Below are 14,617 nucleotides of genomic sequence, written 5' to 3' on the forward strand. Positions count from 1 at the left end.
TTTCTGATGTTAACAAAAAAAGGCGGCTACGCCTATGCGTAGACCACCCTTTTTTTCATCCTATCACGCCGTGTTCAATCATTCCTTAATCAGGGACAAGAACTCTGCGCGTTGTGCTGCATTATCACGGAACGTGCCGCGCACTGCAGACGTTACCGTTTTGCTGCCAGGCTTTTTGACGCCTCTGGCACACATGCATAAGTGCTCGCCTTCCACGACCACCATAACTCCGTGAGCGGAGACCGCTTCATTTAGAATATCAGCGATCTGCGATGTAATACGCTCCTGTACTTGTAATCGGCGAGTCACCGCCTCCACCAAGCGGGCAAGCTTGCTTAGTCCTACAATTTTACCGCTGGGTACATAGCCGATATGCACTTTTCCGAAGAAAGGAGCCATATGGTGTTCACACTGACTGTAATAGACAATATCCTTCACGATTACAAGCTCCTCGTGATTCTCGTCAAATGTCACACCCAGCGCATCCCGTGGATCAACCTCATAACCCGCAAATATTTCCTCATACATGCGCGCAACGCGTGCCGGTGTTTCCAACAAACCTTCACGCTTGGGGTCCTCACCGATCAGTTTTAAAATCTGCTCCACATGGTACTCTATTTTATCCCGGTTATCCGCAGCTTTGCGGTTAATATAATCTTTTACGCCAGCCACAGTAATCCTCCTCTATGCAGCAACCTCATGCGGCATCCGTGCTCACGTTGCTCATTATTTCCGACGGCCCTGATTTTTACGCGCACCAGGCTGATTTTTGGAGAACTGTTGGTTCTTCATCATCTGCTGGGCTTTTTGCATCTGTTTCCCATTCAGGTTGTAGCCCATCTGTTTGGCCATTTTTTGCAGCGTTTCAGGGTCGTTTTGCATCTTTTCAAGCTGTTTGCGAAGATAATAAGCACCGATGAAAAATCCCCCGACCAAGCCAACAATCAGGGTAATAATCGGAATGACAATATTCCACACCACGAAGTCGTCACCTCTGTATATTTATATGAAACATCTTGAATTACACGAACCTATCATAGCAAAACATGGGACAGCTAGCAAATTACTTTTTGCAAACATATGTCCTTATTCCTTCTCCAATTCCAGCAGCTTCATCTTGACTGGCAAGCCTCCGGCATAGCCGACCAAACTTCCATTTGCACCTGATGCCCTGTGACACGGAAACAGGATTGGCAATGGATTTTTGTTATTGGCTCCGCCGACAGCACGTACCGCCTTGGCTCGTCCGATCGATTCTGCAATATCTTGATAGGACACACTTTGTCCGTACGGAATATTTTGCAGTGCGCGCCATACCTGCTCTTGAAAAGGAGTGCCTCTCAAATCATAGGCTATACTGAATTCCCGTCGTTCTCCCGCAAAATATTCACGCAGTTGTTCTGCAGCTTCGCACAGCTTTTCCGGCTCCTGTACATAGACATATTCCCCGACCCATGTCCGGGCCCATTGCTGAAGCAATGCTTCCTTCGCATAAAAAGAGCCATAGTCAATTCGACATAGCCCACGATCCGTAGCACACAGCGTCAGAGTGCCCACAGGTGTCTCCATCTCATCATAATAAATCGTAGTTGGACCCTGTGAATCCTCCGCTTTTAATTCAGCAGAAGTTTGCTGCTCTACCTGCTCTTGTTCCTCTAGCTTGGAATGCGCCTGTGCGATCATTTCGCGTACTTGCTCATGTTGTTCTTTCTCTGATGCTTGCTTGATCGCTGTCATAGCGTTTTCCCCTCCTATTCGACTCAAAGCCCACGCCGCCGTGCCTCTCAGCTCGGGACGCGGATCATCCAATAAAACCTCCGTCAATTTGGGCACCGCGCTAACATCCTTAAAATTGCCAAGACCAATGACTGCATTGCGTTGAATCGGCTTCTTCCCCCGCCAGGCCGCCGCACTTTGACCAAATCGGTCTTTGAATTCACGATTGCTCAAATCCAGTAACGGTAACAGCAACGGCTTCACAATTTCAGGATCGGGTGTAAGCTCGGGATGATGATCCCAGTTAAGGCCTCGATTTTTGGGACATACGATTTGGCACGTATCACATCCATACAGCCGATTCCCTATTTTCAGCATAAACTCCTCGTCCAAAAAGCCCTTGGTTTGGGTCAAAAAGGACACACACCGCTGGGCATTCAGCTGTCCCGGACCTACAAGCGCGCCGGTAGGACATGCATCCAAACATTTGGTGCACTCTCCGCAACCATCCGTAACCGGTTCATCTGGCTGGAAAGGAATGTTCGTCAACAGCTCCCCCAGATAAATCCATGATCCCAGTGTCGGTGAAATCATCATCGTATTTTTGCCGCTAAAGCCAATCCCTGCGCGTTCCGCAACAGCTCGATCCGACAGCTCTCCGGTATCCACCATGTTTTTTAAAATTGCATCAGGTACCCGCTCACTTATAAAAGCCTCAAGCTTTTCCATCGCTTCGCGCAATACCAGATGATAATCTTTGCCCCAGGCTGAGCGCGCCAAAATACCACGGTACTTGCCCTTGTCCGACTTCGGCGGGTCCTTCATTTTGGAAGGATACGCCACCGCAATGGCAATCAGGGATGCAGGCTGCGAGCCATACAGCTCCGGATAGATGCGCTTATCAATATCGGGCTCCTCAAAACCGGATTCATAGCCTTTAGCACGATGCTCTTCCAATATTGCTTTCAGAGACAGAAAGGGATCGGCGGATGCGAACCCGATGGAGTCGATACCCAGCCCTGGAGCTGCCTCAATAATTTCCTGCTTGAGCGAAGCCCAAGTCGAAGCCGTTCCGGTAGCCGTCCGAGTTAATTCGCGTTGCATCCGATACTCACCTCTCTTCTACTTTTATCATTACGGATATGAGAATGTTGCAACATTCTCATATCTCAAATTTCAACAGAAAACAGCAACAGATGCTACCGTAAATTTTTAACAGCACTTGTCGCCAGAAAATCACAGCGATTATTCAGTTCGTTGTCACTGTGACCTTTCACCTTCACATATTCAACCTCATGCTTACCCATCAGTTCCCACAGTTCTTCCCATAGTTCCTTGTTCTCCACCGGCTGATTTTTACTGTTTCGCCAGCCATTACGGATCCAATTTTTAATCCAGCCTTGTTTGAAGCAATTGACGACATAGGCAGAGTCACTGTGTACTTTTACACGGCACGGCTCCTTGAGCAGCTTCAGCGCTTCAATCACCGACTTGATCTCCATACGGTTGTTTGTCGTCATCTTTTCGGCACCCGACAGCTCCTTACGATGCTCTCCATACAGCAAAACGATCCCCCAGCCCCCTGGGCCCGGGTTCCCCGAACAAGCACCGTCGGTATAAACCATCACTTCTTTCATCGTTCTCTTCCTTTCCTGATTGGGAACCGCTGACCGTTATAACTCTGATCGGTTCGCACGTATTCCGCATTGATTTCAGACTATCGTTGCTCATAGCCACTTCCACTCCGAGATCGGCCAAAATATAAACTCTGCACGTCCCAGTAAATCTTCAGACTTAACGCTGCCAAAATACCGGCTATCCTTGCTTGCAGCCGTATGGCGATTATCGCCCATGACAAAAAAGTGTTCCGGCTCCACTGTAAAAGGACCGTAATCACCATCCTCCACGTCCGAGTTGGTGTACGGCTCATTTAGCAGCTCACCGTTTACATACAAATGATTATGCTCAATCCGAATGACATCTCCGGGAATACCTATGACTCTTTTCACTAAAAATCTTGGGCTGGACAGTTTGGAATCGGGATCTTTTAAAATCACAATGTCCCCTCTCCCCGGATCATGAAAATTATAAACCAGCTTATTAACGAACAAATGCTGGCTTTCCGTTAGCGTCGGTTGCATCGAATGTCCTCTGACCGTGGACAAGTTAAATACAAACAGGTTCAGAAGCAACAAGACGACCATTGCAATCAGCAGAGTAACTAACCAATCGCGTATGTAACCAGAGCGACCTGCCTGTTTGGACGTTTCCGGTGAAGGTAGCAGGTCTGACGAAGGAGTCAAAGCATCCATAATTAACCTCCTCAACCCTGTTATAAATAGAAAAGCATATCCCGTACCCGATTGCAACGGTTACTCAGATATGCTCTAAATGTAAATATTATACTTCATTTCTGTATATCGATTGCCGATTAATGAGGTGCCAAAATACTCAGCTTCTGAAACGCCTGTAAAATCTGGCTTGCTCCGTAGCCCATAGCTTCGTACAACGGCATGGCCGCACTGTTATGCTTGTCCCCGGCTACCCAAATACGGCTAACCTTACGTTGCTGAAAACGTTGCTCCATGGACTCCACAAGCGATTTCCCAATTCCCATCCGACGATGATCCGGGTGAATAGCAATACGATAGTAACAACCATGATTCTGATCAATCGTGCCAATCAGGGCACCAACGATCTCTCCCTCTTCTTCGGCAACGACGATCAAACCGGAATCCCACGAAAGCTGACGGGCAAAAGCACCCACCGTCTCTTTGTAGCACTCCTCTGACAAGGCAATTTGCATGAGTTCCGTAACTGAATTCACATCACTTAATTGAAAGGAACGAACGTGCATAAGTAATATCTCCCTTTTCGTAAGCATAATAAAAAAATTGAGACAGCACCGTCATTTTTACATAAATCCATAAAGCGCTTATCATGGTGTTAATCACAAGGCATTATGATAAAAATGCATACGATCTGCTATATATGAAATGAAGAACAGGAAAAGGGTGTATGCCCTCAAGTTCGTCATGTCATAGACATGACAGCTTATAGCAGACGACAAAAAAGCCGAAAATTCTGCTTCCTTGACCATTAAACCATACTTTTTGACGGAATACATCCCTTTTTCTCATGTAAGCGCTATATATAAAGCGTTTACATTTTTGGAGGTCAAATTTACCTCTTTTTACCTATGTATTACGTATTCCAATCGGGTTTTTGGACATGCTATCTACCAGGCCCTATTGCTCAGTTTGGTATTTTACAAACAAAAATGTTGAAAAAATAGGCTGGATGCGGTTTAATATAACTATCGAGGGTATTATTACATAGGAACACTTACCCAACCATATAACCAGGAGGGATTTTATTATGGCATTTCAATTACCAGAACTTCCTTACGCAAAAGACGCACTGGAACCACACTTTGATGCACTGACAATGGAAATTCACCATGATCGTCACCATAACACATATGTTACGAACTTAAATGCAGCTCTGGAGAGCGCTCCTGAACTGCAAAGCAAAAGCTTGGAGGATCTGATCTCGAATCTGGACAGCGTTCCTGAAAGCATCCGCACTGCGGTTCGCAATAACGGTGGTGGACACCACAACCACAGTTTGTTCTGGGAAGTTATCGGTCCTAACGGCGGTGGACAGCCAACAGGTGCAATTGCTGAAGCAATCAACAACGAACTGGGCGGCTATGACAAATTTAAAGAAGACTTCACTAAAGCAGCTACAACTCGTTTTGGTAGCGGCTGGGCTTGGCTGGTTGTCGGCAAAGACGGCAAACTGGCAATCACTAGCACTCCAAACCAAGATAGCCCGCTGTTCGAAGGTCTGACTCCGGTACTTGGACTGGACGTTTGGGAGCATGCTTACTACCTGAAATATCAAAACAAACGCCCAGATTACATTGCAGCTTTCTACAATGTAATTATCTGGGATGAAGTTAACAAACGTTACGCGGCTGCAAAGAAATAAGCCAGTAGCAACATTCTTATCCTAAATCATGAAGGGCTGTCTCAAAAGTAGATTTTCTACGAATGAGACAGCCCTTTTGGCATTCTGTGGTAAACTGGTGGAAATCATTCTTTATTACAGTCCCAGGAGGGTAATGGATGCAGACTTTTTTTCGTTATAACTGGATGGTTCGAGAACAATGGTATCGCTGGTGTGAAGAGGTGCCGCAGGAGGAACTGCTGAAAGAACGTATTGGCGGGGCTGGCGGCATTCTAAAAACGCTCTTTCATATCGTTGATGTAGAATGGAGCTGGGTTCAAATCATTCAAGGCAAACCTGATTTCCAGGAGGACTTCTCTCAGTATAATACGCTGGATAAAGTCCGCGAGCTGGACGCGAAGTTTCGACTCGATGTGGAGCCGTTCGTCCTCGCCTGGCATGAAGGTCTGGAACGAAAAAGGTTTGAAGATCACCTCCCGGACGGCAGAATTGCGATCGATGCCTGGGGCGAGGTGATGCGCCATGTCATTGCCCACCAAATTCATCATATCGGACAGTTGTCCGTATGGTCGCGTGAGCTCGGCAAGGCCCCGGTTTCAGCCAATGTAATTGGCAAAGGACTGATTGAGAGCGATCCATCCATATAGGTCATTTCTTAAAGTATTGCTTTTGATCTCTTGCTCTTGATAACACCATAAGCCAATGTAAATAATGCTCCACATATCAGGGCAATAAGATGAGCGACAAGATAATTGATATGACCGTGGTTATCTGACGCTGCAATTGCAAAGCCAGGAAGAGCCGTGGTTCCGAATCCTATGGCTGTCAGCTTGCTTAAATATACATATGCTCCGGCAACCATTCCTCCGAGACATCCAGCAACCAGAGGGAACTTATACTTCAAAGTGACCCCGAAGATCGCGGGTTCCGAGATTCCAAAAAGTACAGACCCGAATGCAGAGTAACCCAGTTCTTTAACCTTGGTGTCTTTGCGATTCAAAAGAATATACCCCAATACGGCGCCCCCTTGAGCCATCAAAGCTACCGATGCCAATGGATTGATAAAATTTCTGCCTGTGTCAGTTAACAGCTGTGCTTCTACCGCGCCCATAACATGGTGCAAACCTGTAATAACGATGATCTGCTGAATACCTGCAAAAAACATAAAGCCGAATATTCCTAGGTTTTGCGTCATCCAAAGCAACGAAACAGTCACCAGACTGGCTAGCTCCCGCCCAAGAGGGCCGATAATCGTAAACAATAGCAGAGAAGAAACAAAGACCGTCAGCAAAGGAGCCAGAAATAGTTTAATCATGTCTGGAACCTTTTTGTTAAAAAACTGATCCAACTTGGCTACCACATATCCCATCATCAGAGCAATAATAATACCGCCCTGAAAGCCTACCAACTGTACGGGAAGGCCGAAAAGACTGATCGATTCCGGATTTTGGCTCCCTTTAGCTACCTCAAAGGCGTCCGCCAAGGCTGGATGAAGCATAATCGCACCCAGCACAAGCCCCAGAATCGGACGGCCGCCATATCTCTTGGTTGCAGAATAAACAACAAGCAGCGGCAGGATGGTGAAAATACCTGTGGAAACGATTTGAACAAAGCGATTGATCCCTTGGAAAATTGGATACATCTCCACAATCGATTTAGGGCCGAATAGCCCCTTCTGGCCTAATAGACCGGTGATCCCCATTAACAATGCGGCGGCAAGAATTCCAGGCATGATCTCAATGAAGACATCTGACAGCGATTTAATGGCTTTTTGAAAAGGATTTTGCTTTTGTGCGGACTTCGATTTGACATCACTTAATGACATATCTTCTGTTCCGGTCAGTTTGGAGAACACGGCATAGATATTATTGACCAACCCAGCTCCAAAAATGATCTGCAGTTGATCCCCCGCTATGAACACACCTTTAACCAGATCAACTTCTTCAATCTTTTTTAATTCTGCTTTTTCATTGTCCTCAAGTACAATTCTTAATCTTGTGGCACAATGGGCCACACCGATAATGTTCTCTTCACCGCCGATATATTTTAAAATTTCTTGAGAAATGTGCTTATACTGCTTTTCTTTTGCTTCCATCTAGTAAAACCTCCTCTAGCTGAATCAGATGATGTCTTCTTTAACAAATCTCCAGAACAGACCTAAAAAGTCCTGCTTCACCCTGGTCAGCGTTATGCCTACATGCATTAATTCATCACCGCCAAACAGCTCACCAGTTTCTATATTTCTGTAAATGTAGTCTGGATTCAGACCTTTGAATTTTAACGTTTTAATCGCGGCAGCGGGTTGGGATAAAACCTTGAAATAGCTCGCCGCCATTTCCGTTTGATCCTCTGACACAAAGCTCCATGCGGCTTCATTTTCATCAAACGGATTAATGATTCTGTAAAAGTTTCCAAACTGAATGAGCGATCTCATTTCCTTATATAGAGCTATCTGCTTTTTCACAACTTCTTTTTCTTCAACAGTTAATGTCGTCAAATCCAGCTCATAACCTAAATTCCCGGCCATAGCGACATAACCTCTGGTCTCCAATGGTGTTATTCTGCCCACTTGATGGTTGGGTACGGTGGAGACGTGTGCGCCCATCGTAATCGGAGGATAGACAAGACTTGTCCCCCATTGAATTTTCAGTCGGCAAATGGCATCTGTATTGTCACTCGTCCAGGTCTGAGGCATGTAATAGAGCATACCGGCATCAAAACGGCCTCCTCCACTAGAACAGCTTTCGAATAAGACATGAGGAAACTGCGATGTAAGCTCTTCCATAATACTGTAGAGTCCCAGGATATAACGATGCGCCGTCTCCCTTTGTCTCTCAGGTGGCAAGGCGGCCGAACCCACATCTGTCATGTGACGATTCATGTCCCATTTTACATAAGTAATGGGAACATCCGATAAAATGTCGGAAACCGACTTAACGATGTACTCACACACTTCCTTCCTTGATAAATCCAACATAAGCTGATTTCTTCCCAGCGTATACGGACGATCAGGGACATGGATACACCAATCGGGATGCCTTCTGTATAAATCACTGTCTATGGATACCATCTCAGGTTCAAACCACAAACCAAACTCCATACCCAGATTTCGAATGCGATTGGCAAGATCCGGCAATCCATCTGGAAGTTTGCGACGGTCCACCACCCAATCGCCTAATGAAGTATTGTCATCATCTCGTTTCCCAAACCACCCATCATCCAATACAAACAGCTCCACTCCTACACTTTGAGCTTCCTTCGCCAACTGCTCAATCTTGTCGGCATCAAAGTTAAAGTAGGTGGCTTCCCAGTTATTAATCAGGATCGGTCGTTCCTTGTCACGAAATGGTCCACGACATAATCTGTTCCTGTATAGATCATGATAAATTCTCGACATGCCGCCCAAGCCATTTTCGGTGTATACCATAACCACTTCTGGCGTTTGGAACGACTCCTCCGGTCCAAGCAGCCATGTGAAATCAAAAGGATTAATCCCCATCGTGACTCTAGTGTTCCGATAGGAATCTACCTGCGTCTGGGCCGTAAAGTTCCCGCTGTACACCAGATTAAAGGCGTATACTTCGCCCTGATCTTCATCTGTCCCTTCTCTTACAAGTGCCATAAAGGGTGCCTGATGAGGGCTGCTAGCGCCACGGCAGCTGTCTACCATTTGAATTCCGGGTAAAATTTTTCTCCTTGCTATATTTTTTTCATTGTTATGCGCACCGTACAAGGTAATGAGTTCATATTCATCATCTCGAAAATCCACACTGGCACTTAACGCTCTAAGCAGTTTTAGCTGCTGCTGACCTTCATTATCAAAACGGACATAACGGGTAATGACATCCCGCTTTGGATATAGGCTATAGGATAGTACAATCTTTACATCAATTAATGGATCTTCAAGGATGATTTCCAGTGTTTCTACTTCGCCATCATCCTCCGCATACGTAGAAGGAAGCCCTTTCAATTTTGCTTTGCCTTGGTAAACCCGATGTTCTTTATACCGAAAATCTGTCACTGTAGAACCATTCTCCAATTGAAGCTGATACGTAGGAATCCTGAAATCACTATTTCCAAATGACGGATATTCTTGCGGGATGGTATCCAGTGAAAAAGCTCGATCCGCCCCATCCGGATTGGGTGAAAATCCTCTATCCATAAAGATGATTTTATTGCTTCCCCGATAGTTCTGAATTTTCTTTCCCCAATACAGATGGACTAAATAACCATCTTGTATAACCTGCATGACATAACTGGTATTGCTGCCCCGTAAATGGAATAAAAGCTTCTCTTTATCGATGATTATAGCCATAGTGACCCCCTTGTAGCGCCAATAGTAATATTTTCAAAAAGTATAAATTATGTTGTTTCCTTGTTTCTTACACCCTAATCATAATGGAATAGTTTTAATAATTATATGGAATAATGTAGACTCTATATGAAACGGTGTGATAATATGCAGAGATGAATTAAGAGGTGAAAACAAATGAGTTCGCATTTTTCCAATCATTCCTATAACAACTTGGATCTCAATCTATACACATGTGGCAAAGAGAGCTGTACGAGCAAACACTCTTATGGTCCAGCCATTCGAAGCGGGTATATGGTGCATTTTATTTTAAAAGGAAAAGGGATCTTTAAAGTCAACGATAAAATCTATCATTTGAAGAAAAACGATGCTTTCTTTATTGAGCCGAAGGTTCTAATTTACTACGAAGCGGATGAAGTCGACCCATGGGAATATGCCTGGATCGGTTTTAATGGGGTGCAAGCAAAAGAATATCTAAGCCGGACCTGTATCCATAGGGACAATCCCATTTTCCGGTTTGAAGCAGAGGGCAATCTTGCTCGCTGTATGGAAAGTATCGTCGTTTCTTCTACGCTGAAATCCAACAAAGACCTGTTGCTTACATCCAAGCTGTATGAATTCCTGTATCTGATGTTTGAACTTTATCCTAATCAGGAAGTCAACAATGAGGTAAGACAGCAGCGTTATATTAAAGAAGCGCTTCTCTTTATTCAACAAAACTATTCACACTTCATTACCGTAAGTGACATTGCCAAGTACATTTCAATTGACCGTTCGTATTTGCATCGTTTATTTAAACAGCAACTCAATAAGTCACCACAGGAATTTTTATTGCATTTAAGGATTGAAAAATCTTGCTCCCTCTTAAAAAATACTTCCCTGAAAATCGGAGATATCGCTCGATCAGTAGGGTATAAAGATGTATTGCTGTTTTCCAGAATGTTCAAAACAGTCAACAAGATGACTCCATCCGAATACCGAAAAAATCACCAAAAATAACACTTGCATCCCCTAGTCCCGCTTGTAGTGTCATAGCTTCGCTTGTTATTCGAGATCATTGTCTCGACCAGTCTCAAATATGTTTCTACAAGTAGGGGGTGAACAATTTAGCACACGGGGTCAAGCCCCACGGGCAGAGACGTTCTACCCCGGCTACCCGTAATAAACCTCTTATGAACAAAGAGGTCAACCAGTAAAAACTGGCTGACCTCATAATATGAACGGACAGGATAGCTTGGTTGTTCGAGAAAAATAATAACTCCTTTAATTCCGGAGAGCCAGAGCGGCCGCAACAGCAGCTGGATCTCCACCGTACGTCTCAAGCTGGTCGATTACGATTTATCATTAGGCCGCGTCTGCGATGTCTGCCTTTAAAATCATGGAATTTCTATGAAAATAAAAGTATTTTCCTCTTAATTCACTTCATTCTCATTTAATCATCCATGTAAAAAAGTGTTTTATTTATATAAGCTTATACGAAAGCGAAAGCTTTTTTAAGCGGCAAAAAAATAACAAAGGAGGTTTTTTCGTGAACTCAAACACTGCTATTATAAGAAAAGACGGCACAAATGTGTCGTCTTCCAAACGTCTTCCGTGGGTCGGGCTACTGGCCTTAGCCATGGCGGGATTCATCTGCATTCTTACGGAAAGCCTGCCCGCTGGATTACTGCCGCAAATTGCACAGGGTCTTGGGGTCACAGAAGCTCTTGCCGGACAGTTGGTCACTCTCTATGCGGTTGGATCTCTTCTGGCCGCCATTCCTTTGACAACGGCTACCCGCGGGTGGAGACGACGGCCGCTCCTGCTGCTGTGCATCATCGGCTTTCTTGTATTTAACACCATCACCGCGTTATCTTCCGTTTATGTGCTGACGCTTGTCGCGCGTTTCTTAGCAGGTGTCTCGGCAGGTGTTCTGTGGGGGATGACGGCCGGTTATGCGCGGCGCATGGTGCCTGATTCGCTGAAAGGAAGAGCGATGGCCGTAGCCATGGTTGGCACCCCGCTGGCATTGGCGCTGGGCGTTCCGCTTGGCACTTTTTTCGGTGCATATACAGGGTGGCGTCTCATTTTCGGAGCTGTATCATTACTGACTGTAGTCCTTATTGGCTGGGTGCTTTGGAAGGTGCCGGATTATGCCGGTGAGCCTGCCGGTGATCAGCTCCCTTTTCACAAGGTTTTCCTGATTCCCGGTGTACGGCCGATTCTGTTCGTCGTTTTGGCATGGGTGCTGGCTCATAATATTTTGTACACTTATATTGCACCGTATCTTGCGAAAACCGCGTTTGCTCAGCGAGTGGATTTGGTTCTTCTTATTTTCGGAATTACCTCGGTAGTCGGCATTTGGGTGATAGGCATGCTGATTGACCGTTTTCTAAGGATGCTGGTTTTAATCAGCATCGCGGGATTTGCCTTGGCTTCTGCAGCCTTGGGAATCGGAATGGATCAACCTGCAATCATTATTCTTAGTGTTACGGTGTGGGGGCTTACGTTTGGCGGGGCAGCCACTTTACTGCAAACAGCAATAGCACAAGCTGGGGGAAAAAGCGCTGATATAGCCCAATCGATGCTGGTTACCGCGTGGAATGTGGCAATCGGCGGAGGAGGTATTATCGGCGGTGTTATTCTTGAACTGCTTGGAGCTGAATTCCTTCCGAGCTTATTAATCATCCTGCTGCTTCCCTCCTTGCTTGCAGCTTGGCTAGCTAAAAAGCATGGCTTTCCTTCCTAAAGGATCTATGAGTATGTGCAACATAAGCAAAAAATGAATCCGCTGCAAGGCGGATTCATTTTTTTGGATTTTAGAATTACATCTTATGCGAGCAAATTTGTTTCTCCAATGAGACTTTTATAAGCGATTGGTGAAGACATTACGATCAGAGTCGTATAGGTTCCGTATTGATCGCATCGGTTTTCAAACGCCTCCAGTTCCTGGGTTGTTTCCGTGAGGACCTTCAATAAATAATTATACTCCCCGCTTATCCGATAACATTCCGTGACCTCCGGTGATGAACGACAAAAATCAAGGAAAGGATAGCAATTCCGGGTCCGAACAAGCATATAGGCGTGGCATTGCTTACCCACTTTTTGCAAAGAAATGACGGTTCGGTATTCCTCGATAATACCCTTTTCTTCCATGCGTTTCACACGTTCAGTTACGGCTGGCTGAGACAGCCCCACCAGCTTTCCTAAATCTGTCATTGATAATCTCGCCTGGTTCTGCAAATGGAGCAGGATGCTTTTATCGATTTCGTCCAAAAAAATCGCCCCCTTAAATTTAAAAGTTATTTCTTTTAAATACCTTTAGAATCATCGCGAATTTCTTTATAAAACGTGTTTGTTTTATGTTAGTCGCCAGAAATTATTTATATAATAAACACACTTGCTATAAATAATCAAGTAAATTACAGTAGGAGAGGATGAGAAACATGAGAAATATAGATCTGGAATTGGTGCATAAAAGAGTCAATGAGGTAATTGACCACACACTTGAGGAAAAAAGAATCGTGGGTACCGTCGTCCAAATTGCATTAGGCGGAAACCTCGTTTACAACAGACCCGCTGGCTGGGCCGACCGCGAGCAGAAACGGCCGATGCAGGAAAATGCTTTGTTCAGATATGCTTCAGTAACCAAGCCGGTCGTGTCAACGGCAGCCTTAGTATTAATTTCGCAAGGGAGATTGCAGTTAAACGATCTGGTGGAAAAATGGTTGCCCGTCTTTCGTCCCAAACTGCCAAATGGACAGTATGCCTCCATGACTGTTCACCATCTGATGACGCATACCGCCGGTTTAACCTACCGTTTCTTCCAGGAAGAAAAGGGAACTTATGAGCTTGCCGGGGTATCGGACGGAATGGATCTGGCGGGAATTACACTTGAAGAGAATCTGCAAAGACTCGCTTCAGTCCCGCTTTTATATGAGCCCGGGAAAATGTGGAGATATTCCATAGCAACAGACGTTCTCGGGGCAGTCATCGAAAAGGTTACTGGAATGCCTCTAAGTGAAGCTGTACGGGTGCTTGTAACTCATCCGCTTTCCATGAAGGACACGGATTTCAAGGCCGTGGACACGGACAGATTGACCGCGGCTTACGCAGACAGCGCTGGAGAGCCCCGGCGGTTGCGCGATTTTGATACCGTCCCTTTCGTGGAGGGGACGGCAGGATTCCTCCTTTCACCCAACAGGTTTACCGATAAGACAGCTTATCCTTCCGGGGGGGCCGGCATGATTGGCAGCGCGGGAGACTTTCTTAAACTGCTGGAAGCTTTGCGGCAGGGAGGAAATCCGATTCTGCCTGAGGCTCTTGTCACGGAAATGACAACCAATCAAATTGGTGACCTTGTGATGCCCTATTGGCCGGGGAGAGGCTTTGGACTTGGTTTCACGCTGCTTAAAGACCCAGCGCATGCCAATACACCGGAATCGCCGGGAACGTGGCGGATGGGCGGAACCTATGGTCACTCCTGGTTTGTTGATCCGAGAGAGGAGCTTAGTGTTGTAGCGTTCACCAATACGGCGCTTGAAGGAATGTCAGGCAGGTTTACAACGGAGCTGTGCGAATCTGTCTACAAGGGTATTCGAGGAGTTAAGTAGAGAGTGAAGAACGATAGTTCAATGA

Annotated in this window: 14 protein-coding genes; 5 read left to right on the plus strand and 9 right to left on the minus strand. The window is 45.6% G+C overall.

Features of this window, described 5'->3' with window-relative positions:
• Positions 1-78: 78 nt before the first annotated feature.
• The 6 genes from folE to ACXHJ2_RS19545 all read right to left on the minus strand — a co-directional run bounded on the left by folE (position 79) and on the right by ACXHJ2_RS19545 (position 4,573).
• Entirely contained in the window at positions 79-672 is a 594-nt protein-coding gene (gene folE / locus ACXHJ2_RS19520; RefSeq protein ID WP_013369415.1) for a GTP cyclohydrolase I FolE, read from the minus strand.
• Positions 673-726: 54 nt separating this feature from the next.
• Positions 727-981: a YneF family protein gene (locus ACXHJ2_RS19525; RefSeq protein WP_013369414.1), complete on the minus strand. Its 255-nt coding sequence runs from the start codon at positions 979-981 to the stop codon at positions 727-729.
• 105 nt (positions 982-1,086) lie between these two features.
• Positions 1,087-2,820, minus strand: coding sequence for a tRNA epoxyqueuosine(34) reductase QueG (gene queG / locus ACXHJ2_RS19530; RefSeq protein WP_165082899.1), 1,734 nt, complete (start codon positions 2,818-2,820; stop codon positions 1,087-1,089).
• Between the two features lie 95 nt (positions 2,821-2,915).
• Positions 2,916-3,353: a ribonuclease HI gene (rnhA, locus tag ACXHJ2_RS19535; protein WP_165082901.1), complete on the minus strand. Its 438-nt coding sequence runs from the start codon at positions 3,351-3,353 to the stop codon at positions 2,916-2,918.
• A 90-nt stretch (positions 3,354-3,443) separates the two neighbouring features.
• Entirely contained in the window at positions 3,444-4,028 is a 585-nt protein-coding gene (gene lepB / locus ACXHJ2_RS19540) for a signal peptidase I (protein WP_025677452.1), read from the minus strand.
• Positions 4,029-4,147: 119 nt separating this feature from the next.
• Positions 4,148-4,573, minus strand: coding sequence for a GNAT family N-acetyltransferase (locus tag ACXHJ2_RS19545; protein WP_013369410.1), 426 nt, complete (start codon positions 4,571-4,573; stop codon positions 4,148-4,150).
• Between the two features lie 521 nt (positions 4,574-5,094).
• Here ACXHJ2_RS19545 and ACXHJ2_RS19550 point away from each other — a divergent pair.
• Positions 5,095-5,709, plus strand: a complete 615-nt coding sequence (locus ACXHJ2_RS19550) for a superoxide dismutase (protein WP_165082903.1) — start codon at positions 5,095-5,097, stop codon at positions 5,707-5,709.
• Positions 5,710-5,846: 137 nt separating this feature from the next.
• Positions 5,847-6,335: a DinB family protein gene (locus ACXHJ2_RS19555; protein ID WP_014599476.1), complete on the plus strand. Its 489-nt coding sequence runs from the start codon at positions 5,847-5,849 to the stop codon at positions 6,333-6,335.
• An 8-nt stretch (positions 6,336-6,343) separates the two neighbouring features.
• Here ACXHJ2_RS19555 and ACXHJ2_RS19560 read toward each other — a convergent pair whose 3' ends face one another.
• Both ACXHJ2_RS19560 and ACXHJ2_RS19565 read right to left on the minus strand, forming a co-directional pair.
• Complete coding sequence (locus ACXHJ2_RS19560) at positions 6,344-7,783, minus strand: PTS transporter subunit EIIC (RefSeq protein WP_025677448.1); 1,440 nt, start codon at positions 7,781-7,783, stop codon at positions 6,344-6,346.
• Positions 7,784-7,807: 24 nt separating this feature from the next.
• The gene (locus ACXHJ2_RS19565; protein ID WP_165082905.1) at positions 7,808-10,003 is read right to left on the minus strand and encodes an alpha-galactosidase; all 2,196 of its coding nucleotides are present in this window, start codon (positions 10,001-10,003) and stop codon (positions 7,808-7,810) included.
• A 174-nt stretch (positions 10,004-10,177) separates the two neighbouring features.
• Between ACXHJ2_RS19565 and ACXHJ2_RS19570 the strand changes: the two genes are divergently transcribed.
• Both ACXHJ2_RS19570 and ACXHJ2_RS19575 read left to right on the plus strand, forming a co-directional pair.
• Positions 10,178-10,999: an AraC family transcriptional regulator gene (locus ACXHJ2_RS19570; RefSeq protein WP_165082907.1), complete on the plus strand. Its 822-nt coding sequence runs from the start codon at positions 10,178-10,180 to the stop codon at positions 10,997-10,999.
• 466 nt (positions 11,000-11,465) lie between these two features.
• Positions 11,466-12,728: an MFS transporter gene (locus ACXHJ2_RS19575; protein ID WP_342212799.1), complete on the plus strand. Its 1,263-nt coding sequence runs from the start codon at positions 11,466-11,468 to the stop codon at positions 12,726-12,728.
• An 83-nt stretch (positions 12,729-12,811) separates the two neighbouring features.
• Here the strand turns inward: ACXHJ2_RS19575 and ACXHJ2_RS19580 are convergent, their stop codons facing one another.
• A complete protein-coding gene (locus ACXHJ2_RS19580; protein ID WP_058831232.1) occupies positions 12,812-13,255 on the minus strand; it encodes an Lrp/AsnC family transcriptional regulator in 444 nt (147 codons plus the stop codon).
• A gap of 170 nt (positions 13,256-13,425) precedes the next feature.
• On the opposite strand from ACXHJ2_RS19580, the gene ACXHJ2_RS19585 reads away from it, so the two are divergent.
• Positions 13,426-14,592 carry a serine hydrolase domain-containing protein gene (locus ACXHJ2_RS19585; RefSeq protein ID WP_165082911.1) on the plus strand — a complete coding sequence of 389 codons (1,167 nt, stop codon included), beginning with the start codon at positions 13,426-13,428 and terminating at the stop codon, positions 14,590-14,592.
• Positions 14,593-14,617: the final 25 nt, after the last annotated feature.

The organism is Paenibacillus sp. ALE3 (genome assembly GCF_054113405.1).

Excerpts from the sequence above, each read along its gene's own strand:
- queG (WP_165082899.1), bottom strand. The coding sequence starts at position 2,820 with ATGCAACGCGAATTAACTCGGACGGCTACCGGAACGGCTTCGACTTGG.
- ACXHJ2_RS19585 (WP_165082911.1), top strand. The coding sequence starts at position 13,426 with ATGAGAAATATAGATCTGGAATTGGTGCATAAAAGAGTCAATGAGGTA.
- ACXHJ2_RS19555 (WP_014599476.1), top strand. The coding sequence starts at position 5,847 with ATGCAGACTTTTTTTCGTTATAACTGGATGGTTCGAGAACAATGGTAT.
- ACXHJ2_RS19545 (WP_013369410.1), bottom strand. The coding sequence starts at position 4,573 with ATGCACGTTCGTTCCTTTCAATTAAGTGATGTGAATTCAGTTACGGAA.
- ACXHJ2_RS19550 (WP_165082903.1), top strand. The coding sequence starts at position 5,095 with ATGGCATTTCAATTACCAGAACTTCCTTACGCAAAAGACGCACTGGAA.
- lepB (WP_025677452.1), bottom strand. The coding sequence starts at position 4,028 with ATGGATGCTTTGACTCCTTCGTCAGACCTGCTACCTTCACCGGAAACG.
- ACXHJ2_RS19565 (WP_165082905.1), bottom strand. The coding sequence starts at position 10,003 with ATGGCTATAATCATCGATAAAGAGAAGCTTTTATTCCATTTACGGGGC.
- ACXHJ2_RS19570 (WP_165082907.1), top strand. The coding sequence starts at position 10,178 with ATGAGTTCGCATTTTTCCAATCATTCCTATAACAACTTGGATCTCAAT.
- rnhA (WP_165082901.1), bottom strand. The coding sequence starts at position 3,353 with ATGAAAGAAGTGATGGTTTATACCGACGGTGCTTGTTCGGGGAACCCG.
- ACXHJ2_RS19560 (WP_025677448.1), bottom strand. The coding sequence starts at position 7,783 with ATGGAAGCAAAAGAAAAGCAGTATAAGCACATTTCTCAAGAAATTTTA.